General features: G+C 61.8%; 21 protein-coding genes. 5 read left to right on the forward strand and 16 right to left on the reverse strand.

Translation table 11 applies throughout. From position 1 onward, the window contains the following. The first annotated feature begins 398 nt into the window (after positions 1 to 398). Both ATN38_RS28390 and ATN38_RS28395 read left to right on the forward strand, forming a co-directional pair. Positions 399 to 1658 carry a TetR/AcrR family transcriptional regulator gene (locus ATN38_RS28390; RefSeq protein WP_007734242.1) on the forward strand — a complete coding sequence of 420 codons (1260 nt, stop codon included), beginning with the start codon at positions 399 to 401 and terminating at the stop codon, positions 1656 to 1658. A 34-nt stretch (positions 1659 to 1692) separates the two neighbouring features. Then, positions 1693 to 2898: a winged helix-turn-helix domain-containing protein gene (locus ATN38_RS28395; RefSeq protein WP_007734244.1), complete on the forward strand. Its 1206-nt coding sequence runs from the start codon at positions 1693 to 1695 to the stop codon at positions 2896 to 2898. Between the two features lie 245 nt (positions 2899 to 3143). Here the strand turns inward: ATN38_RS28395 and ATN38_RS28400 are convergent, their stop codons facing one another. After that, positions 3144 to 4298, reverse strand: coding sequence for a Rieske 2Fe-2S domain-containing protein (locus ATN38_RS28400; protein ID WP_007734246.1), 1155 nt, complete (start codon positions 4296 to 4298; stop codon positions 3144 to 3146). An 83-nt stretch (positions 4299 to 4381) separates the two neighbouring features. After that, complete coding sequence (locus ATN38_RS28405; protein ID WP_007734247.1) at positions 4382 to 5146, reverse strand: SDR family NAD(P)-dependent oxidoreductase; 765 nt, start codon at positions 5144 to 5146, stop codon at positions 4382 to 4384. Between the two features lie 250 nt (positions 5147 to 5396). Here ATN38_RS28405 and ATN38_RS28410 point away from each other — a divergent pair, with 250 nt between their 5' ends. Continuing rightward, on the forward strand, positions 5397 to 6116 hold the full coding sequence (locus ATN38_RS28410) for an IclR family transcriptional regulator (protein ID WP_007734248.1): 720 nt from the start codon (positions 5397 to 5399) through the stop codon (positions 6114 to 6116). Between the two features lie 78 nt (positions 6117 to 6194). Here the strand turns inward: ATN38_RS28410 and ATN38_RS28415 are convergent, their stop codons facing one another. Genes ATN38_RS28415 through echA20 form a run of 4 tightly spaced genes read right to left on the reverse strand, consistent with a single transcriptional unit; the run spans position 6195 to position 9697 of the window. Then, positions 6195 to 7256 carry a nitronate monooxygenase family protein gene (locus ATN38_RS28415; protein ID WP_007734249.1) on the reverse strand — a complete coding sequence of 354 codons (1062 nt, stop codon included), beginning with the start codon at positions 7254 to 7256 and terminating at the stop codon, positions 6195 to 6197. Then, on the reverse strand, positions 7253 to 8008 hold the full coding sequence (locus ATN38_RS28420; RefSeq protein WP_042920450.1) for a CoA-transferase subunit beta: 756 nt from the start codon (positions 8006 to 8008) through the stop codon (positions 7253 to 7255). The genes ATN38_RS28415 and ATN38_RS28420 overlap by 4 nt, the downstream gene beginning before the upstream one ends. Beyond that, complete coding sequence (ipdA, locus tag ATN38_RS28425; RefSeq protein WP_042449482.1) at positions 8005 to 8913, reverse strand: cholesterol ring-cleaving hydrolase subunit IpdA; 909 nt, start codon at positions 8911 to 8913, stop codon at positions 8005 to 8007. Before ipdA ends, ATN38_RS28420 begins: the two co-directional genes overlap by 4 nt. Positions 8914 to 8920: 7 nt before the next feature. Then, positions 8921 to 9697: a (7aS)-7a-methyl-1,5-dioxo-2,3,5,6,7,7a-hexahydro-1H-indene-carboxyl-CoA hydrolase gene (gene echA20, locus ATN38_RS28430; RefSeq protein WP_218749149.1), complete on the reverse strand. Its 777-nt coding sequence runs from the start codon at positions 9695 to 9697 to the stop codon at positions 8921 to 8923. A gap of 102 nt (positions 9698 to 9799) precedes the next feature. On the opposite strand from echA20, the gene ATN38_RS28435 reads away from it, so the two are divergent. Further along, positions 9800 to 10714, forward strand: a complete 915-nt coding sequence (locus ATN38_RS28435) for an SDR family oxidoreductase (RefSeq protein WP_218749150.1) — start codon at positions 9800 to 9802, stop codon at positions 10712 to 10714. A 67-nt stretch (positions 10715 to 10781) separates the two neighbouring features. Here the strand turns inward: ATN38_RS28435 and ATN38_RS28440 are convergent, their stop codons facing one another. The 4 genes from ATN38_RS28440 to ATN38_RS28455 all read right to left on the reverse strand — a co-directional run bounded on the left by ATN38_RS28440 (position 10782) and on the right by ATN38_RS28455 (position 13672). Beyond that, positions 10782 to 11453, reverse strand: a complete 672-nt coding sequence (locus ATN38_RS28440; protein ID WP_003945460.1) for a GNAT family N-acetyltransferase — start codon at positions 11451 to 11453, stop codon at positions 10782 to 10784. Between the two features lie 94 nt (positions 11454 to 11547). Beyond that, on the reverse strand, positions 11548 to 11961 hold the full coding sequence (locus tag ATN38_RS28445) for a hypothetical protein (RefSeq protein ID WP_007734258.1): 414 nt from the start codon (positions 11959 to 11961) through the stop codon (positions 11548 to 11550). Between the two features lie 57 nt (positions 11962 to 12018). Next, the gene (locus tag ATN38_RS28450; protein ID WP_054188074.1) at positions 12019 to 12507 is read right to left on the reverse strand and encodes a nitroreductase family deazaflavin-dependent oxidoreductase; all 489 of its coding nucleotides are present in this window, start codon (positions 12505 to 12507) and stop codon (positions 12019 to 12021) included. Between the two features lies 1 nt (position 12508). Beyond that, positions 12509 to 13672 carry a steroid 3-ketoacyl-CoA thiolase gene (locus ATN38_RS28455; RefSeq protein ID WP_218749151.1) on the reverse strand — a complete coding sequence of 388 codons (1164 nt, stop codon included), beginning with the start codon at positions 13670 to 13672 and terminating at the stop codon, positions 12509 to 12511. Between the two features lie 174 nt (positions 13673 to 13846). Between ATN38_RS28455 and ATN38_RS28460 the strand changes: the two genes are divergently transcribed. Then, positions 13847 to 15097, forward strand: a complete 1251-nt coding sequence (locus ATN38_RS28460) for a cytochrome P450 (protein WP_007734267.1) — start codon at positions 13847 to 13849, stop codon at positions 15095 to 15097. Positions 15098 to 15291: 194 nt separating this feature from the next. Here the strand turns inward: ATN38_RS28460 and ATN38_RS28465 are convergent, their stop codons facing one another. From ATN38_RS28465 to ATN38_RS28490, 6 genes are all read right to left on the reverse strand, one after another. Then, entirely contained in the window at positions 15292 to 15672 is a 381-nt protein-coding gene (locus ATN38_RS28465; RefSeq protein ID WP_020906296.1) for a VOC family protein, read from the reverse strand. A 173-nt stretch (positions 15673 to 15845) separates the two neighbouring features. Next, complete coding sequence (locus ATN38_RS28470; protein WP_007734269.1) at positions 15846 to 16256, reverse strand: nuclear transport factor 2 family protein; 411 nt, start codon at positions 16254 to 16256, stop codon at positions 15846 to 15848. Between the two features lie 9 nt (positions 16257 to 16265). Next, entirely contained in the window at positions 16266 to 17129 is an 864-nt protein-coding gene (locus tag ATN38_RS28475) for a TIGR03619 family F420-dependent LLM class oxidoreductase (RefSeq protein ID WP_019746978.1), read from the reverse strand. Between the two features lie 36 nt (positions 17130 to 17165). Next, positions 17166 to 18347 carry a thiolase domain-containing protein gene (locus ATN38_RS28480; RefSeq protein ID WP_007734272.1) on the reverse strand — a complete coding sequence of 394 codons (1182 nt, stop codon included), beginning with the start codon at positions 18345 to 18347 and terminating at the stop codon, positions 17166 to 17168. Continuing rightward, entirely contained in the window at positions 18347 to 19417 is a 1071-nt protein-coding gene (locus ATN38_RS28485; RefSeq protein WP_007734273.1) for a thiolase domain-containing protein, read from the reverse strand. Before ATN38_RS28485 ends, ATN38_RS28480 begins: the two co-directional genes overlap by 1 nt. Positions 19418 to 19427: 10 nt before the next feature. Then, positions 19428 to 20405 carry a Zn-ribbon domain-containing OB-fold protein gene (locus tag ATN38_RS28490; RefSeq protein WP_019746979.1) on the reverse strand — a complete coding sequence of 326 codons (978 nt, stop codon included), beginning with the start codon at positions 20403 to 20405 and terminating at the stop codon, positions 19428 to 19430. Positions 20406 to 20414 lie beyond the last annotated feature (9 nt).

The raw sequence follows: 20414 nt of genomic DNA on the forward strand, positions 1-20414 counted from the left end.
ACTGTCAGCCCTGTTGACCGAGTTTCCTTCATTGACGTGGAGATATCGGAACTGTTCATATCGACATCCTGTGTATGTTTACGAATATTCCGAATCTGTCAGTCGGATTGCTTCGTGGATGCGGGCTGGATGCTTCGAGCGGTGACCCTACCCACTGCTGGTGGCCACAGACAACGTTTTGTTAACGAAGATTCTCGGTGGAAGCAACGGGGGAGGTGGCGAAGGGCGAGTGGTGTGTTCTGATCAAAGGCAGCGTTACCTGCATGTATGAAACTCTAGACGCGCGATGTGCTGAAATCGGTGTACGAGATTTCAGAATCATGCTTATGCTGATTCTCGTCTGATGAGCAGGCGGATCGAAGTGCTTTGTGCGTGAGGGCTGGAGAGTGGGGTACACGGTGAGCCTGAACGATCAGTTCGTCGACGCGCAGACGTCGAATGGGATTGTTCGGCAGCCGAGGTCCGACTCCGTCAAGAGGCGACCGAAGGACCGCAAGGCGCAGATCGCGGCTGCAGCGGCAATCGCGTTCAGTGAGCGCGGATATCCTGCTGTCAGTGTCGACGACATCGCGTCGGCGGTCGGTATTTCGGGTTCGGCGCTCTATCGGCACTTTCCGAACAAGTACGCGATGTTCCGCCACGCGGCACTGGAGTTGACCGGAGCGCTCGCCAGTGCCCTCGATGCCGTTTCGGTTGCGCCTGCGGCAACCGATGCGCAGCGGTTGCGCGAAGATCTGATTGCAGTGATACGAACGACGATCCGCAATCGGCGTACGGCCGGAATCTATCGTTGGGAGAGCCGGTTTCTCGACACCGATGATCGGAAATCCGTTCGAGCGCAAGCCAGTACGGTCAATCGCCGAGTAGCCCGGTATCTTTCGCGCTCCGAACCCGCGATGACGGCGAGGGACGAGACCCTTGTCGTGGCAGCGATGTTCAGCGTCATCGGCAGTATCACCGTCCATAACCTGTTGCTGCCCCAGCGAGCGATGGAGAAGGTTCTGCTCGACGCGTGTCTGGCGATAGATCAAGGTGAGGGTGCAATCACCGCTAGCCGCTTGGAGCAGTCCTCGTTACCTCGAACCGTGACCACGAACAAACGTGAACGTCTCTTGCAGGAAGCCGTGCGCCTTTTCGACTCTCGCGGGTATCACGACGTCAGCATCGAAGAGATCGCCGCGGCCGCCGGCTTGAACGCGTCCGGTATGTACCGCTACTTTCCCAGCAAGGCAGAGCTTCTCGGCGCCGTGTTCTATCGAGCTGCAGATCGCTTGGACTTGGCGACGGCAGCGGTCTTCGACTCCGCGACTTCGCACGAACAAGTGCTCCGGTCACTGTCGGCGATGTACGTGGAGTTGTCGTTTGCACAGCACGAATTGATGTCGGTCTACTTCTCCGAGATGAACAACCTTCTGCCGAGTCATCGAAGCGATCTGAAGAATCGCCAGAAGCTTTACGTGGTCGAATGGGCGCGAGTGCTCGGCGAGATTCGTCCTGAGCTGTCGGCAGTAGAGGCGAAGTTCGTAGTTCACGCTGCGCTCAACCTGGTCCCGGATGTCGGCCGCATGATGAAGTTCGACGCTGCCGCAGAGAACGCGGCCATGTTGCAGGTGTTCATGTCGGCAGTACTGTTCGGCCGTCGGGCTTCGGCCGCCTGAAGCGTGTCGGTGGGTGTGCGTAGTCTGGCCCACTATGAGCGAAGTCGTGTCACTGGCAGCTGCCCGTCGCATAGCGCTTGCCGCTCAGGGATTCGGCAAATCGCATCCCACGACGGTGACGCGTCGCAATCTGGTCGGCGTGATGGACCGGCTGCAGGTGCTGCAGATCGACTCGGTCAATGTCTTCGAACGCAGTCACTACCTACCCGTTTATGCGCGATTGGGCGCATACGACAAATCCAGACTCGATCAGCTTGCCTTCACCCCCGGTTCGGGATACCTCGAATACTGGGGTCACGAAGCAACGTTCTTGCCGGTGGACATGTGGCCGTTGTTCCGCTGGCGGATGGACCAGTTTCGCGCCAAAGCGTTGAGTGACAAGGACGGGTGGGCTTCCGATCGGCGCGTCTTCCTCGATTGGTTGCGGCAGGAGTTGCGCGACAACGGTCCGATGGCGGCGAGCGAGATCGAACACGAGGCGAACACGCGGCGCGGTCCGTGGTGGGGGTGGTCCGACGTGAAGGTCGGGCTCGAGACGCTGTTCCGTTGGGGCGAGGTGGTCTCGGCGGGGCGCGCCGGTTTCGAGCGTCGTTACGGCCTGGCCGAGCAGATGCTTGCACCCGAGATACTCGACGCACACGTCGAGCGGTCGGAGGCGATACGCGAACTGGTGCTGCGGGGTGTGAAGGCACACGGTCTCGGCACCCTCGACGACATCGCCGACTACTTTCGTCTGCCCAGCGCAGAAGCACGAACGGCCTTGCAGGAACTCGAAGACGCCGGCAGCGTGCGCCGGGTGTCCGTCGACGGCTGGGAGCGTCGAGGCAAGGCAAGGGAGGTGTGGATCGATCCGCGAGCGAAGCGTCCCAGGTCCATCCGTGCGGATGCGCTGTTGTCACCCTTCGACCCGGTAGTGTGGGCACGCGATCGAGCGTTGCGGCTCTTCGACTTTCACTACCGGATCGAGATCTACACTCCGGCGCACAAGCGAGTTCACGGATACTACGTGCTCCCGGTGTTGATCGACGACAAGATCTGCGCCCGAGTCGATCTGAAGAACGACCGTCAGAACCGTCGACTGCTTGTCCGCGCGGCGTGGGCCGAACCCACCGCGGACGCCGACACTGCGCCGCGGTTGGCGGAACTCCTTCGGAGAACTGCGCGTTGGCAGGGCTGCGACACCGTCGAGGTGGAGAACAAAGGTACGTTGTCTCAGCAGTTGGCCGCCGCTATGACGTGAGCCTTCAGGTCGCGAGGACGATTGTCATTCGGGAACTGTTATGCGTCCGTCGGTAGCTGCCTGATTGATGGAATTTCTCAATGCGGAACAACTTCCGGATCGAATTCTCGGCGGTTCAGCATCGTCGCGGTACTCCAAACATGCCGTGCGCGAATCTGATCGCCACTGGGTCGACGTGTGATGCCAGCTGTTCTTCTCCACCAGGACGTATGTTCCGCACCGCTCGCAGTCCAGCGGTTCCATGGTCATTGCCCTACTCCTGCGGCGGCCCTGCGTGCGATGTTGTCAGCGACTTCCTGCTTCCACACTTCGATGGGTTTGCTTGTGTCCATCTCGAATTCGAAACGGTCGACCATGTCCGGGGTGATGTCGGCGACGTCCACGTAGAACTGTTCGTACCAACGGCGTAGTTGGTAGACCGGGCCGTCCTCGGTGCAGAGCAGTGGATTGTCGATACGGGTCTTGTTCTTCCAGATCTCGATGTCCTGTTCGAATCCGACGCCGATGTACCCGATCATCGCGTCGACAAGTTGATCGGCGAACTCGGCGGGCATCTCTGCGGACTTCTGGACGGTAATGCCGTACATGAGTACGAATTTGTTCGGGCTCACCGGGTAGTGGCAGTTGATCAGCACCGAATCGGTCGTGAAGTTCTCGTAGACGTAGCGCAAGTCGTCGATCATGAACGACGGTCCGTGGTAGGCCGCTGTCGAAAGATTCGACACCAACTTCGGTACGTCGGGGTCGGTCCAGGTCACGATGTCGTCGCGGTTGATGCCGCTCTGCTCCTGGATGGCGACGTGTCCTTCGAAGACGTTCTTGAAATAGGTGGGGAACGAGAAGTGCACGTAGAAGAAGTGCGCCATGTCAACGACGTTGTCGACGATTTCTCGGCAGTTCGTATCGATGACTATCGACTTCCAGACCCAATCGGTCCACTCGTGCTCCGCAGACTTGATGATCGGTATAGCGACTTCGGCAAGAGGCGGATTGCCTTCGGGGTCGTGCCAGACGAAGAGCAGCCCGTCTTGTTCGAGCGCAGTCCAAGCGCGGGTCTTGGCAAGCGGGGGGACACGTCGAGCATAGGGAATCGCGGTGCACTTACCGTTGCCTCCCCACCTCCAGTCGTGGAAGGGGCACGCGATCGAATCGCCCTTGACCGTGCCCTGACTCAGGTCGCCGCCCATGTGACGGCAGTACGCGTCGAGGATCTTCAGTTCGCCATGCGAGTCGGAGAAGACGACCAGTTTGGTACCGAAAGCTTCGACGGAATGCGGGTTCCCGTCGCTGTAGTCCTTGGCGAGGCCGAGGCAGTGCCATCCGCGGGCAAATCGAGTGGGAGGTTCTCCCTGGTCGATGATGCGAACCTCTTCCGATTCATTGACATCCGCAATTGTCATGTTCTTCCTTTCGTGAGTGCACCCGGTGGGCTGGACCGAGCGACGTTGTACGACAGTCGAAGGGGTGTGAATCTCTGGGCAAGTCACATACGTTGCGACGAGATGTTGCCGCCGTCGACAACCAATTCCGTTGCGGTGATGTAACTTGCTTCGTCGGACAGCAGGAAGCGGACAGCGTGTGCGATTTCCTCCGGGCGACCGAGCCTGCCGAGGAGGATGCGTCGTTCGAATGCCCCGTCACCCAATGCGTCTACGGTCGGCTGAAGCAGAGGGGTCAGAATCTGTCCGGGAGAGACGCAGTTGATCCGAATGCCGTCCGGGCCCAGTCGGTCCGCCAGCGATCGGACCATCGACAACATCCCACCCTTTGCAGCGGAGTAGACAGGGTTGATTGCATTGCCCAAAGTTGCGTTGATCGAAGCGATTCCGACTATTGCCGAACCGGGATTGGCCGTGAAATCAGGCATCAACTGTTGAACCAACAGGATGAGCGGACGTAGATGGGTGTTGATACCCGTCTCCCACACGTCGAGCGTCACTCCTTCGAGGGATCCGATATCGACGACCCCGGCGGAGTGAACAAGTCCGCCGATGGAGGGAAGTGAGGAACGGGTTGTGGCCAATGCGGCCGCGTAGTCGTCCGCTCTCGTGAGATCGATTCCCACTCCGATGGCGTCGATGCCGAATTCGGAGGAGATCACTGCTGCCTGATCGACCGCTTTTGCCTCGTCGATATCCCAGAGAGCGACTGGTCGTCGGATCGCCGCGAGCGCGCGGGCGGAGGCCAATCCGATTCCGGATGCGCCGCCGGTGATGATCACGCCTGTCGACGGGGATGAAGCATTCATGTGTCCTCCTGATTTTGAAGCGTTCTGCTCGGCGCCGCATGATCTGATGGGCTCCGGTCATCACTGTGACGAGGGATGGATTCGGGCTCAACGAACATGACCGATCATCGGTATAGGTGCTGGTGAGAGCCCATGCAGATGCATCTCCCGCTGCGTGGGAAACGTACTGGCGTCGTGTGTCCACGGAAGCTCAGATGGGCGGAACGAATGTTGGCTGCCGAAGCGGCGGGCCACCGGAACGGAGACATCGATGTTGGTCGGACCGATCACCGAAGAGTCCATCCCCATGTCAACTCTCGACAGACTGTCGGTGGTGGTGGACTGCTTTCGTGACGCGCCTCGGCTGACATTGGGGGAGGTGGCGCGCCGAACCGGGATTCCGCGATCGTCCGTGCACCGGATGCTACTGAAACTCGTGAGGATGAACTGGCTACGCCGCGAAGGACTCGAGTACGAGATAGGCGACAAGCTAGGAGATCTGGGCGCGCTCTCGCTGTATCGAAACAAAGTGGATCGAGTGGTTACGCCCCTACTTCAGCAATTACATTTCGTGACTGGACACGCCGTGCACCTCGGGGTGTTGGAAGGAAACCATGTGCGCTACATCCAGAAGATCGGGAGCCTGATGGTCCCCGACCTTCAGACTCGCGTCGGCTCACGTATCCCAGCGCAAGCGTCGACCATCGGGAAGTCACTGTTGAGCGCCGGCAACAGATCGGTGGCATCGTCGCACAACGCCAATGGCGTTCGCCAACACTCAGTTGCGTTCGGAATCTGCAATTCCGGGATGGGCTGTATCGGTGCGCGAATCGGGGTGCTCGACCACATGCCAGTAGGTCTCTCGATTTGTGGGCCCTTGATTCGCGGCACGATAGACAAGCGGAACGCCGCTCCCGTACAGATGGCGGCAGCAGCGATCTCGCAGTATTTCGGAATGATCGACGGGTTCGAGCAGGAGAAGACGGGATAGTCCGACAAACGCAAAGAGTGCGCCTCCCCCCACTACGCGTAAAGCGCAGTGGGGGAGACGCACTCGGATAGAGCTGTGTCAGCGAAGAGCCGCAAGCGCGTCGATACGCCCCGCGGCACCTTCCATGATGCTTTCGATCAGTTCCTTGCAGCTGGGCAGATCGTTGATCATGCCGACAACCTGACCCGAAGCAAGAACACCGGCTTCCGTGTTGCCCTCGACCAGTCCGGCCTTGAGCAACATCGGGGTGTTGGCTGCCATGATGATCTGCATCAGCGTGCGGTCACCCGACCGCTTCATCGCGAGACCGTCCTTGGCGAGGGTCGACCACTTCATGCCCGTCATGGCCTTGAACTTTGTGGCATTCTTGGCCGCGGCGATCAAACCGGTTGCATAGCTGGAACCTTCGAGGCTGTTGACCAGGTCGGTGTTGAGCACACGATGAGGCATGCCATCGACCTTGCGGGAGACAGTCGTATCCGTCAGTCCGCGCTTGAGATACTCCTGTTTGACGGAATCGGGCACCGAAGAGTCGCTGGTGAGAAGGAATCGCGTTCCCATCGCGACACCGGCAGCGCCGTACGCCAGTGCGGCAGCCAGCCCGCGGCCGTCGAAGAATCCGCCACCGGCGATGACCGGAATATCGACCGCGTCGAGAACCGAGGGGAGAAGCAATGTCGTGGCCACACCGCCGGTATGGCCACCACCTTCGCCGCCTTGGACGATGACGGCGTCCGCGCCCCAGGATGCAACCTTGACCGCGTGCTTCGCGGCACCGATCGAGGGCACGACGACGATGCCGTGGTCCTTGAGCTTGGCGATCAGTTCCTTCTTGGGAGCCAACGCAAACGACGCGACCTTGACGCCTTCACGGATCAGCAGATCCGCGCGTTGCGGGGCGTCAGTGGCGTCGGCACGCATGTTGACGCCGAACGGCTTGTCCGTGAGCTGCTTCGTCTTCTTGATCGCGTGCTCGAGCTCGTCGTACGTCATCGTGGCCGAAGCCAGGATGCCGAGACCACCGGCGTTAGCCGTTGCCGACGTGAGAGCGGGACCGGAAACCCAGCCCATACCCGTCTGCACGATCGGGTACTCGACACCGACCAGTTCGGTCAGCGCGGTCTTCAGGGTGGGGGTCATGCCGAGACCTCACGGTCCCGGAGGTTGCGCGGATCGAGGGTTTCGCGGATGAGGTGAAGTTCTTCGACGGTGGGGTCACGGGTGATACCGGCCTCGGCGAGTCCGGCAACCTCGAACGAGGTGTTCTCGGCTACCTCTTCGGCGGTGACGCCGGGGTGAAGGCTCAACGCGCGGAAGGTGTTTCCTGGTCCGCCGAAGTCGAAGACACCGAGGTTGGTGACGACGCGGGGGATGTTCAGGTACTTGTAAGCCGGATTCTCGGGATCGATCTGGTCGTAGCCGACACCGCACACCACGTCGACCTTGTCGACGAACACTCGCTTGGAGTGCTTGGGGACGAAGTAGCTCGTCGCGTGGTTGATGGTGTTACCCGGGGCGCCGCGCACACCGAACATCTGACGCGTCGGCTGCTGAAGCGGGCCGAAGGCGGAGAGGTTCTGGTTGCCGTGGCGATCGAGCTGATTGGCGCCCATGACTACGTGACGGCGGCCGGAAGCGACGACGTCGAACACCTTGCGGAAAGGCATCCATCCTTCGACGGGGCCCTTTGTTCCGACGGCCGGAGTGTCCTCGAGAATGAGGGCTTCACCATCGGTGATCAGCAGGTCGGGTTCGGTGGTGAGTCGAGCCAGGCGAGCGCCGATGGTGGACGACGTCGACATCGGGCTGGCCATGATTTCGCCTGCACCGGAGAAGATTTCAGCGCAAGCGAGAACAACGTACTCTGCGCGGGTGACGGTGGATTCGCTCATTTTGCCTGCTCCCCTGCCTTTGATGAATCGGCAAACTTCTTTACTGCGGCTTGGTAGTCCTCTTCGCTGCCGGAGAGGAAGGTGTCGACGAACGCCTGCCACGACTCGGGGGTCTTGGCGGACTCGGCGTAGTGACGCTGGAACTTCTCGTCGCGGCCGTAGCTTTCGCCGGCCAACGTGAAGTGCGCACCATTGGGTGCCTCGACGACGGCGTCAACCATCATGCGGTTGAGCAGAAGGTTCTGCAGTGGAACGGATTTGACCAGTTCCTCGGTCTCGACAATGCGTTCGACGGAGACGTATCGCTTTTCGGCGGCCATGCAGTACAGGTCGTCGAAGTACGGGTCGACGCCGTTGTACGCGGCATTGCCGTGCTTGTCACCGAGATTGAGATGAACGAACGACGCATCGAGGTTGAGCGCAGGCATCGCGATCAAGGTCTCGGAGCGGCCGTCGGCCTCGGGGTACGGGGAGGTGACGGTCTTGAGTTCGTCGCCCCAGAAGTTGCGGACATCCGAACCCAGGCCGGCGCGGATCGGGAGGAAGGGAAGGCGAGCGGCAGCTGCTTCGAGGCCACACTTGACCATGCCCTCGTCCATCTCGCGGACTTCGATCTCACCGGCGGTGCGTGCCTTGGCAAACCACGGGTCGTAGAACGGCGCGGAGTCGAGGGACACGAAACCGTAGTATGCCTTCTTGACCTTGCCGGCCGAGCACAGCAGTCCGAGATCCGGTCCGCCGTAGGTGACCACGGTCAGGTCTTTGACGTCCGAACGCAGAATCGCACGCACGAAGGCCATCGGCTTGCGGCGAGATCCCCAGCCGCCCAAGCCGATCGTCATTCCGCTGCGGAGTTCGCCGACTACCTCGTCGAGCGACTTCGTCTTGTCACGCTTGCTAGCCATGTTTGTCTCAGCCTTCCTTCTGGGTTGCGTTCTCGCGCGGCTTGCCGGTGGCGACGAACTCGTCGCGGTGTTCGTCGGACACGCCGAGGAGGTTGAGTTCGAAGGTGTAGCCCTGCTCGAGGCGGTAGCTGCCCTTGACGTCCACCGGGTCGATGCCGTTGATGGCTTCCTTGGCGCACCGGATGATGCGGGTGTCCTTGGCGGCGATCTTCGCGGCGATCTCGCGAGCGCACTCGTCGAGCTTCTCGCGCGGGACCACGTCGTAGACGCTGCCGAACTGCTTGAGTGTGTGTGCGTCGACGCTCTGTGCGGTGTAGTAGAGCGTGCGCATCATGTGCTGTGGCACCAGCCTCGAGAGGTGTGTGGCAGCGCCGAGTGCGCCGCGGTCGACCTCGGGGAGGGAGAAGATCGCGTCGTCGGAAGCGACGATCACGTCCGCGTTGCCGACGAGTCCGATGCCGCCGCCGACACAGAATCCGTTGACGGCCACGACGACGGGTACAGCACAGTCGTAGACGGCCGCGAAGGCCGCGGCGCAACCGCGGTTGGCGGCGACCAGCGCGTCGAATCCCTCGGTGGCCTGCATCTCCTTGATGTCGACGCCGGCGTTGAATCCGCGTCCCTCGGCTCGCAGGATCACCACGTGAGTGTTGAGATCCTTGCCCGCGTCGAGGATGGCGTCGGCAAGCTCGAACCATCCCTTGGACGGGATTGCATTGACCGGCGCGTAGTCGATGGTGACCGTGGTGATGCCGGTTCCCTCGGAGGAGGTGCTGATGCCCATATCGGGATTCCTTACGTCTGTGTACCAAACCAAGCGATTGCTTGGTAAGTTAGCACACAAGCGGAGCCGACAAGCCCGAGCAGAGTGCATTAGGAGACAAATATGAGTGGATTGGTCGACGGACGCGTAGTCATCATCACCGGGGCTGGCCGCGGTATCGGACGTGCGCATGCATTGGCATTTGCTGCCGAGGGCGCCAAGGTTGTCGTCAACGACATCGGTGCGGGTGCCGACGGTTCCGCGACCGGTGAGAGTCCGGCCGAGCAGGTTGTCGCGGAGATCATCGCCGCCGGTGGCCAAGCAGTGGTCAACGGAGACGACGTCGCCGACTGGGCGGGCGCCGAGAATCTGATCAAGACCGCGATCGACACCTTCGGTGGCCTGGACGTACTCGTGAACAACGCAGGCTTCCTGCGGGACCGCATGCTGGTCGGTATGAGCGAGGGCGAGTGGGACGCGGTGATCCGCGTGCACCTCAAGGGGCACTTCGCGCCGCTCCGTCACGCAGCTGCCTACTGGCGCGCCGAGGCCAAGGCAGGCAAGACCGTCGACGCACGCATCATCAACACCAGTTCGGGTGCAGGACTGCAGGGTTCGATCGGCCAGGGCAACTACGCCGCGGCCAAGGCCGGCATCGCCGAGATGACCATCCAGGCCGCCGCCGAGCTCAAGAATTACGGAGTCAGTGTCAACGCGATCGCGCCTGCTGCGCGCACACGCATGACTGTCGGCGCGGGCGGGGCGATGGCAGAAGCGATGGCAGCTCCGGAAGAGGGCTTCGACGCCATGGCTCCCGAGAACATCTCGCCGCTGGTCGTCTGGCTCGGTAGCGCCGAGTCCAAGGACGTCACGGGCCGGGTGTTCGAGGTAGAGGGCGGAAAGATCACCGTCGCGGAGGGCTGGCGTCACGGCCCGAGCGAGGAGAAGGGAGATCGCTGGGACCCGAAGGAGATCGGGCCCGTCGTGGCAACGCTGTTGGAGAAGGCGGAGATTCCGACGCCGGTGTACGGGGCGTAGGGCCTCCGGCCCTGTGAGTGGTTAAGGAGTGCAGGAACTCCTCAACCACTCACAGGCGGCGTGCCGCCTACGCGGGCGCCCGAACCACCAAGACGGTGCCGGGGAACTCAGCTGCGAGTTCGCGCCGCGAATGCTTCACGCAGGCGGTGCCGTAGCCCTTCTTGCGAGATTCCGGCGCGATCCAGATCGCCACGTTCACCTCTTGGCCGTCGAGTTCGCCGAATACCAGGCCGACGCTCTTCGGGCCGTCACCGGAGACGTCCTCGGCGACGAACCAGGCAGCGCTCTCGTCGTCGATCCGACCGAGACCGCCGACGCGCTCGGCTTCGATCCGATCCTCGCTCCACGGCTTGCCGTCTTCGCCGAGCTGCTCGGCCGAGCGAATCGTGAACAGTGCCTTGTCTTCTGCGCTGTCGCTGAACGGACGCAGGGTGAAGTTCTGCCCGCTGCTCGCGGGACGATCGAGCGTCGTCCATTCGAGAGTGGCGTCGAGATTCTCCAGCTCGCCCTGGATGCGATCGCGCGCTGCCTTGGTCAGTGCGCTGAACTTGAGGCTCAGAACTGCTTCGGCATTTGCTTCCGACGTGCCGAGGAGTTCCGCGACGGTGGTCAGTGCCTCCTGGTGGTCCTTGCTGTCGACCACTGCGTCCAGCACCTCGTGGCGACGCTCCAGCGCACGCACGAGGGCTGAGGTGATCTCGCGTCGGTCCAGGATTTGATCTTGAATATGCGTCGTCATATATGCGACTCCTTGCTGTGTTCGAGGCTCTGTCGAAACGCCGTGCGGACCGTACGAGTCAATAGTGCTCCAACTCGCCGGTTATGGCACGCGTTCAGCCTCCGGTGCGGCGAACGAGCCGTTCGTAGCGCTGGCGGGCGGCTTGAGTGCTTCCGAGTCCCAGTCCGAAAGCGATGTCCTGCCAGGTCATGCCCCGTTCGCGGGCAATCCCGAGGAACAGTGCTTCCAGCTGTTCCATTTCGGCTCGGGCCTTGGGGATCAGAGTCAACGCAGCCATGACGTCGGCATCGTCGACCTCGGGTTCGTTCGGCTGCGGTGTGTCGGTGCCACCCGCAAGACGAGCCACGACGCGCACCGCGCCGTAGGGCTCGAGCATCTCCGGATGAGATTGCCGCGCGCGCTGGCTTGGGGTCGCGCCGTGGCGCTCGCTGATTCGAAAGAGTCCGGCGTACTCGCGATGTGCGCGTTCGCGGCCGGAATCGATCGGTCTGAACTGGTCATCGGTCATGAACCCAGGGTGGCACGAACCCGGGTCGATGTAAACGTTTTGTTGTAAACAGTCCGTTTAATTCTTCAGTGGCTCGCACACGATGACGGGAATGACCCGGTCGGTCCAGGCCTGATAGTTGTCGAAATCCGGATACATCGCCCTCAACATCGGCCACAGCCGAGCACGCTCGTCCTCGGTCGCGACGCGGGCTTTCATCGAGCGGATCCGAGACTTGATCTGCACCGTCACCACCGGGTCTGCCTTGATGTTGAGGTACCACATCGGGTTCTTCGGAAGACCGCCTTGCGACGCCACCAGAATCACGTTCTCGCCGTCCTCGAGGAACAGCAACGGACTGATCCGCTCCTCGCCGGATTTGCGACCGGTGGTGGTCAGCAGGCAGATCGGCAGCCCGCGAGGGAACGCGCTGCCGACCCGCCACTTGCTACCCAGCCGCCCGTCGGTGGCGCGATACATCGCGACGTTCGCCTTCGACATCCACTTGATGATCTTGACCGTCGCCGGAGCGTCGAGTCCCTTGGGTTTGGCTGGGGGAGTAGTCATCTCAGATACGCTCGATGATGGTTCCGGTGGCCAGTGCGCCGCCGGCGCACATCGTGATCAGAGCCGTCGAGCCGCTGCGACGCTCGAGTTCGTGCAGTGCGGTGGTGATCAGGCGAGATCCCGTGCTGCCGACCGGATGGCCGAGAGCGAGCGCGCCGCCGTTGACATTGACGTTGTCGAAGTCAGGTTCGTGAACCTGAGCCCAGGACAGTGCGACGGATGCGAATGCTTCGTTGATCTCGAACAGATCGAGATCGCCGATCTTCATTCCGCTCTTCTCCAGGACACGGCTGGTTGCCTGCACCGGTCCGTCGAGGTGGAATTCCGGTTCCGAGCCGACCAGCGCCTGGGCGATGATGCGGGCTCGCGGCTTCAATCCGAGCGCGCGAGCCTTGTCCTCGTCCATGAGCAGGACTGCGGCCGCGCCGTCGGAGATCTGGGAAGACGTTCCGGCCGTGTGAATCCCGCCTTCGAGGACGGGCTTCAGTCGGGCAAGGGACTCCGCCGTCGTATCGCGCAGGCCCTGATCGCGATTGACGACCTTGGTCTCGCCCGTGAGGTTTCCTTCCTTGTCGACCTGGGGTGCCGAGAGTTCGAGAACCTCGCGGTCGAAACGTCCTTCCTCCCAAGCCTGCTTGGCCAGCGCCTGCGAGCGGACGCCGAGGGCTTCGACGTCGTCGCGGGTCAGTCCGCGTCGACGCGCGATGCGTTCTGCAGCTTCGAATTGGTTGGGCATGTCGATGTCCCACGTCGCGGGTCGGCGCGGTCCGGCCTGATCGCCGACGTTGGCGCCGAGGGGAACCTGGCTCATGGCTTCGATGCCGCAGGCGATACCGGCGTCGATGGCGCCGGTGGCGATCAGACCGGCGATCAGATGGTTCGCCTGCTGGGCCGAACCGCACTGGCAGTCCACGGTGGTTGCGCCGGTCTGCCACGGAAGTCCGGCGTGCAGCCAGGCCGTGCGCGTGATGTTGTTGGACTGAGCGCCGGCCTGGGTGACGCAGCCGCCGATCACCTGCTCGATCAGCAACGGGTCGATTCCCGACCGGTCGAGAACTCCCTTTTGTGCAGCTCCGAGGATCTCGGCGGCGTGCAGACCGGCGAGCCAACCTCCGCGCTTGCCGATCGGTGTACGGACAGCCTCGACGATTACTGGTGTGCCCACAGCGGGCTCCTTTCCTTGTAATGAAAAAGTAGAACAGGTTCTCTGCGGGAAGCAAGACCTGCCGACGTTTCCTTTCCTAGTAAGCAGGCTTGTGTTTCAATGAGAGTAGAACGTGTTACACATCACGGATCCCCATCACCCCTGTGATGAAAAGGCTTAGGGCAGGAGACATCAGTGGCACAGCCCGCATTCCCCGAGGGAATCGACTTCACGGACCCCGACATCTACGCGGAACGCATGCCGTTCGAGGAGTTCGCCGAACTCCGGAAGACGGCCCCCGTGTGGTGGAATCCGCAGCCCCCGGAAATCGGTGGATTCCAGGACGAGGGCTTCTGGGTGGTCACCCGTCATGAAGAGGTCAAGGAAGTTTCGCAGCGAAGCGACATCTTCTCGACCCACGAGAACACTGCGATTCCTCGCTTCGCCGACGACATCCCGCGTGAGAACGTCGAGATGCAGCGATTCATTCTCATCAACAAGGACGCTCCGGAGCACACCAAGCTGCGCAAGCTGGTATCTCGTGGATTCACCCCGCGCGCCATCAACAGCCTGCGCGAGGAACTGACCGAGCGTGCCGAAAAGATCGTCACGACCGCGGCTGCCGGCGGTGCCGGTGACTTCGTGGTTCAGGTCGCGTCCGAACTTCCGCTGCAGGCAATCGCCGAGCTTCTCGGTGTGCCGCAGGAAGATCGAATGAAGCTCTTCGACTGGTCCAACCAGATGACGTCGTACGACGATCCCGAGTTCGACATCGACCCGCAGGCAGCCTCGATGGAGATTCTGGGATACGCGTACCAGATGGCGGATCAGCGCAAGAAGTGTCCCGCCGATGACATCGTCACCAAGCTCATCGAAGCTGACATCGACGGAAATGAGCTCTCCCCAGAGGAATTCGGCTTCTTCGTGATCCTGCTTGCGGTCGCGGGTAACGAGACCACTCGCAATGCCATCACACACGGCATGGTTGCCTTCCTCGACAATCCCGACCAGTGGGAGCTGTACAAGAAGGAACGCCCCAAGACGGCGGCCGACGAGATCGTTCGTTGGGCGACCCCGGTGACTTCCTTCCAGCGCACCGCGCTCGAAGACACCGAACTCGGCGGACAGAAGATCAAGAAGGGCGATCGCGTCGTGATGATGTACGCGTCGGCCAACTTCGACGAGGACGTCTTCGAGAACCCGACGAAGTTCGACATCATGCGTGACCCCAATCCGCACCTCGGATTCGGCGGCACCGGTGCGCACTACTGCATCGGCGCCAACTTGGCCCGTCTGGAAATCGATCTGATCTTCAATGCGATCGCCGATCACCTACCCGACATCACCAGGCTCGGGGATCCCCGACGCCTTCGCTCGGGCTGGCTCAACGGCATCAAAGAGTTTCAGGTTGATTACAAGACATCGGGCTGCCCGGTCAAACACTGATCCGGACATATACTGACCTGGTAACCGGCGAGTAGGTTCTGTGTAAGTTTTCGGGAGTTGCCTCTGCACTCTCGAACACGCAGAACTACAGTAGACGTTCCGGGGAGCCACTTGTTGGCAACCTGGAACTGCGGCGGCGTCTGCGGGATCCCTCATCTCCCGTAGGCGCCGCCGTTTGTAGTTCAATCTCCAATTCAGCCGCCGTACGGTTTGGTGATGGCTTCCAGGAAATGTCCCGACGGGTCGAGGAAGTAGACCCCACGCCCACCGTCGTTGGTGTTGAAGCCGGTACTCGACTGGCGCGGATCGGCCCAGTGATCCAGTTTCAGCGCCTGTATCCGCTGGTAGATGCCGTCGAAGTCATCCTCGGAGACGAGGAAAGCATAGTGCTGAGACGCAACCTCGGCGCCTTCTTCCACCTGTGCGAAGTCCAACGTCACGCCGTGCTCGAGTTCAACGCCGAGAAAGTAGCCGGCTTCGACCGGGCCTGGAAGGCCGAACATGTGAGTGAAGAACCACGCAGACTCTTGTCGGTCTTTTGCGGCGATGATGGTGTGATTGAACGAAATGGTCATGAGTGACCCCTTGCGGTACGACGCCTCCATGCCTGACGCAGTCCGTCATCGACACGCGACGTTGGGAACCAGGAAACCATTTCGAGCTTCTCGGTGCAAGTACGACGGGCTGATTCGAATACGACGAGCGCGGCCCCGGTCGATGACCGGGGCCGCGCTCGTACTGTGGGTTCTCAGGCTTTGCGTGCCGTCTTCATTGCACGGTCCACTTCCCAGAATGCTCGAAGCGACGCGATCTTGCCGTCGTCGTTCACCCGGTAGACGAACACGCCCTCGGCGTCGATGATCGAGCCGCCGATGGTGGTTCGGATCTTGCCGATGTTGACGTTCTCGTTGCCGCACACCAGGGAATCGTCGATCAGAAATTCGAGCTTGTCCGCGTTCGCGATCGTCATGTCGTAGAACTTGGAGATCGCTTCGCGCCCGTGATGGCCTTTGCCTTCGGGATCGAAGCCCGAAGGCCCGACCGGATCTTCCACCCAACCGTCCTCGGCGAAGAGGTCCAGCCAGGCTTCCTTGTTCTTGCCACTCGCTGCGGCGCGCGAAGCGTTACCCGCGACGCGGGCGGGGTGTTCGTCGGTCATCGCGGCTCCTCAGTTGATGTACTGCTCGGCGAATTTGCGCATCGAATCCTGCTTTGCCTCCAGTGGGGCATCGAATCCGATTCCGTCGAAAACCCAAGGCACGGTAATGATGTCCGTGACGCCGGCATCTTCGAGCTCTGCGTAACCGTCCTTGCCGAAACGGTCGATGCACACCGTCTGGATTTCGAACGGCTCGTTCTCGCGGCCGTACTCGGCGCGCAGTTCGCGTAGTCGTGCGATCACACCCACCAGGTCGTCGAACTTGATCATCGCCGAGGTCCAACCGTCGCCGACTCGCGCAGCACGCTTGAGTGCGACCTCGGTGTGGCCGCCGACGTAGAACGGAACCGGCTTGGTGGGGGCCGGGCTCATCTGCAGGCGATCGAAATCGAAGAACTCACCGTGATACTCGACCATGCCGCCGCCGAGGATCAGTTTGAGGACGTCGATCATCTCGTCCACACGTGCGCCCCGACGCTTGTACGGAGCGCCGCACCACTCGAACTCTTCCGGAGCCCAACCGATTCCGACGCCGAAGCCGAAACGGTTGTTCGTCAATGCCGCCACCGAACCGACCTGCCGCGCGAGCAGGACGGGATTGCGGCTACCCAGCTTGAGCACCTGGGTGTAGAACTCGATCTTCTCGGTCACCGCGCCCATTGCAGCCGCGGCGATGAGCGGATCGACCCAGGGGGTCTCGGCATTCCACATCCGAGACCCGTCCGGGGTGTACGGGTAATCCGCCGCCTGTGTTTCCATGAAGAACAGTGAATCGGGGAGAGCGATCGACGAGAAGCCGCATTCCTCGGCAGTTTTGGCGATACCGGCTAACTGGTCCAAGGGGTTCATGGCAACCCCGACGGTGTACTTCATCTTCGGCCTCTTCCTGATCGGCGTGTGTGCTGCTGCTTACGTGGTGGGACGTTCGGAGCCGACGACCCACATCGAGAAGTACTGCGAGCCACCGCCGTAGGCATGGCCGAGAGCCTTGCGCGCGTCGGCTACCTGGTGATCGCCGGCGCGGTGCATGACCTGCATCGCCGACTCGGCAAATCGGATCATGCCCGAGGCGCCGATCGGGTTGGAGGAGAGAACACCGCCCGAGGCATTGACCGGGAGCTTGCCGCCGATCGCGGTTTCACCTGCCTCGGTCAGCTTCCAGCCCTGGCCTTCCTCCGCGAAGCCGAGGTTCTCGAGCCACATCGGCTCGAACCACGAGAACGGGACATAGATTTCGGCGCAGTCGATCTCGTTCAGCGGATCGGTGATTCCCGCTGACTTCCACAGTGCTGCTGCAGCGTCACGGCCGGCTTGCGGATTGACCTGATCGCGTCCGGCATAGAAGGTCGGCTCGGTGCGCATGGCCGTCGCGTGGATCCACGCGACCGAACGACCCTCGGCCTCGACCTGTGCGGCCGCTTCCTCGTTGCCGATCACCAGAGCGCACGCGCCGTCAGAGGACGGGCAGGTCTCGTCGTATCGGATCGGATCCCAGAGCATCTGAGATGCCTGTACCGATTCGAGAGTGATGTCCGGCTGCCGCAAGTGCGCATACGGATTGAGGCTGCCGTTGAGCCGATCCTTCACCGCGACGAGGTAGCCGATGTGCTCCGGTGCGCCCGATCGACGAATGTACGAACGGACGTGCGGGGCGAAGTATCCACCGGCACCGGCGCCGACGGGCATGTTGAACGGAACCGGTACGGACAGCGCCCACATGGCGTTCGACTCGGACTGCTTCTCCCAGGAAACCGTCAGAACCCGCTTGTGGACACCGGATTTGACCAGGCTGGAGGCGACGATAGCCGTCGAACCGCCCACCGAGCCGGCAGTGTGAACACGCAGCAACGGCTTTCCGTTGGCGCCCAGAGCATCCGACATGGCGAGTTCGGGCATCATCGAACCCTCGAACAAGTCGGGGGCCTTTCCGATGACGACGGCGTCGATGTCGTCCCAGCCGACGTTGGCGTCGAGCATCGCGGCGTCGATGGCTTCACGAACCAAGCCCGCCATCGAGACATCGTGACGCTTTGCGACGTAGTGAGTTTGGCCGGTGCCGAGCACGGCCGCGAGTTGAGGCGTTCCGGCCATCAGTTCCGTCCCTCCAAGACTGCTACCAGGTTCTGCTGCAGCACAGGGCCGCTTGTTGCATGGGCCAGAGCGCGATTCGCCTGGCCGTCGAAGATTGCCTTGGCGGCGTGGCCGATTCGTTCCAGACCACCGGCGAACAGTGGGTTGCCGCTGAGCGGACCGCCGGACGGATTGATCGTGGTGGCGTCGGTCAGGCCGATCGCTTCCTTCAAGATCAATTCCTGGTGAGTGAACGGTGCGTGCAGTTCGGCGACGTCGATGTTGCCGACCTCGCCGCCCGTTGCCGCCTTGGCTGCGGACGTAGTGGACGGTGAGGTGGTCAGGTCACGTGCACCCAGGTTGGGGGAGTCGATGCGATGCTCGAGTCCGGTGATCCACGCCGGCCGCTCGCAGAGATCGCGGGCGCGGTTACCCGAGGCCAGGACGATTGCTGCCGCGCCGTCGGTGATGGGCGCACAATCGTGTGCGCGCAACGGATCTGCGAGGAAGGGGCTGGCGAGAAGGGCCTCGATGTCGACCTCGCCTGCGAGCTGAGCCTTCGGATTGCTCAGCGCGTGACGACGGCTACGAGCGGCAACCTCCGCCATGTCCTCGTGCGTCCACTTACCCGCGTCGAGTCCGAGTCGGGCTTGAAGTCCGGCGATCGAGACGGAGTCCGGCCACAGCGGAGTGACGAGGTACGGATCGAGCTGCATGGACAGGATCTTGCGCAGGTGCCCGGCGGAGGACTTGCCGAATCCGTACACCAGCGCGGTCTCGACCTCACCGGTCAAGATCTTGATCCACGCTTCGTAGAAGGCCCACGCGGCGTCCATCTCGACGTGAGATTCGTTGATCGGCGGGACCGCTCCGATGGAGTCGATGGCCGAGATGAAGGAGAACGCTCGTCCGGCCAGGTAGTCGGAAGATCCGGAGCACCAGAAGCCGATGTCTGACTTGGTGATTCCCAGATCGCTGTAGAGCTGCTGGAAGCACGGGACGAGCATCTCGACGCCGTTGGTGGTGCCGTTGGTTTCGCGGACGTGGGGTGCCTGAGCAAAGCCCACGACTGCGATGTCTGCAGAAGTCATTTCAGGAGCCTCACAGGTGGTGTTGGAAGGTGGAGTACTCGGCGTCGGGTTCACCTGTCGGCCGGAAGTATTCGATGTTCTCGAGGGTGTAACCCCACTCTTCGCGAGGCTTCCACTTGGCTTCGACGCGCATGCCCATCCGTACGTCCGCGGCATCACATTCGAGAATCAAGTGCAGGAACGGAATGTCAGCCCCGTCGAGAAGCACGTAGGCGGCCACGTAGGGCGGTTTGATTCGCTGCCCGAGGAACGGGACGTTGACGATGCAGAAGGTGGTGACAATTCCCTTGTCCGGCAGTTCGATCTGCTCGCTCGTCGGCTTCCCGTTGGTGGGATTCGCGCCGCGCGGTGGGATGTAGATCTTGTCTTCGGGTCCGCTGCGACCACCGATGAGCTTGCCTTCTGCGAGACCGCGGAGGTAGAAACTCTCCTCGGCCGAAGCGGAATGCATGAAGTGCAGATCGACAGGCGTCGTGATCATGGTGACAGGATCGGCGCTGGAATCGACTGTCGCGATTCCATTTTCGCTCTCACCTGGTTCGAAGCACTCGATGTCCTTGATCTGCCCGATCCGCTCCGACGCCCAGCGAGCACGAACCCGCAGGCCGGTGCTGATGTCGTCGGGGGAGTCGACGTCGACCGCGTGGAGCATGGACGTGTCCGCGCCGTCGAGCTTGATCAGGGCCCACGCGAAAGGCTTCGTCAGGGGTTGACCCTCGATGGGTTCGGGCATCCACGTCCAACTCACGACCGTTCCGCCGTCGGAGACTCCGACGAAGTCGGTCAGTGGCTCGGCCGTGTCCGGATCGAATTCCGGTGGCGGCACGAAGACACGACCGTTCGACCCGCGTGCGCCGATCACCTTGCGATCACGCAGGGCAGTCACGAACGCGCCGATGGTCGGTCCCGTCGATCTGGTGTAGTCGAAATGGAGATTCAATGGTGCGCTCAGGGGCTTGTCGGCCACCCCGCTCTTTCCGATGGTCACAAGATCGAG

This window comes from Rhodococcus sp. FH8 (assembly GCF_019266085.1).
GTDB lineage: Bacteria > Actinomycetota > Actinomycetes > Mycobacteriales > Mycobacteriaceae > Rhodococcus_F > Rhodococcus_F qingshengii.

Bases quoted from the DNA above. Each gene is read 5' to 3' on its own strand.
- ATN38_RS28420 (WP_042920450.1), bottom strand. From the start codon at position 8,008: ATGAGCGAATCCACCGTCACCCGCGCAGAGTACGTTGTTCTCGCTTGC.
- ATN38_RS28470 (WP_007734269.1), bottom strand. From the start codon at position 16,256: ATGACCGACGAACACCCCGCCCGCGTCGCGGGTAACGCTTCGCGCGCC.
- echA20 (WP_218749149.1), bottom strand. From the start codon at position 9,697: ATGGGCATCAGCACCTCCTCCGAGGGAACCGGCATCACCACGGTCACC.
- ATN38_RS28485 (WP_007734273.1), bottom strand. From the start codon at position 19,417: ATGACTTCTGCAGACATCGCAGTCGTGGGCTTTGCTCAGGCACCCCAC.
- ATN38_RS28450 (WP_054188074.1), bottom strand. From the start codon at position 12,507: ATGACTACTCCCCCAGCCAAACCCAAGGGACTCGACGCTCCGGCGACG.
- ATN38_RS28400 (WP_007734246.1), bottom strand. From the start codon at position 4,298: ATGACAATTGCGGATGTCAATGAATCGGAAGAGGTTCGCATCATCGAC.
- ipdA (WP_042449482.1), bottom strand. From the start codon at position 8,913: ATGGCTAGCAAGCGTGACAAGACGAAGTCGCTCGACGAGGTAGTCGGC.
- ATN38_RS28395 (WP_007734244.1), top strand. From the start codon at position 1,693: ATGAGCGAAGTCGTGTCACTGGCAGCTGCCCGTCGCATAGCGCTTGCC.
- ATN38_RS28435 (WP_218749150.1), top strand. From the start codon at position 9,800: ATGAGTGGATTGGTCGACGGACGCGTAGTCATCATCACCGGGGCTGGC.
- ATN38_RS28465 (WP_020906296.1), bottom strand. From the start codon at position 15,672: ATGACCATTTCGTTCAATCACACCATCATCGCCGCAAAAGACCGACAA.
- ATN38_RS28445 (WP_007734258.1), bottom strand. From the start codon at position 11,961: ATGACCGATGACCAGTTCAGACCGATCGATTCCGGCCGCGAACGCGCA.
- ATN38_RS28405 (WP_007734247.1), bottom strand. From the start codon at position 5,146: ATGAATGCTTCATCCCCGTCGACAGGCGTGATCATCACCGGCGGCGCA.
- ATN38_RS28415 (WP_007734249.1), bottom strand. From the start codon at position 7,256: ATGACCCCCACCCTGAAGACCGCGCTGACCGAACTGGTCGGTGTCGAG.
- ATN38_RS28480 (WP_007734272.1), bottom strand. From the start codon at position 18,347: ATGGCCGGAACGCCTCAACTCGCGGCCGTGCTCGGCACCGGCCAAACT.
- ATN38_RS28410 (WP_007734248.1), top strand. From the start codon at position 5,397: ATGTTGGTCGGACCGATCACCGAAGAGTCCATCCCCATGTCAACTCTC.
- ATN38_RS28440 (WP_003945460.1), bottom strand. From the start codon at position 11,453: ATGACGACGCATATTCAAGATCAAATCCTGGACCGACGCGAGATCACC.
- ATN38_RS28475 (WP_019746978.1), bottom strand. From the start codon at position 17,129: ATGAAGTACACCGTCGGGGTTGCCATGAACCCCTTGGACCAGTTAGCC.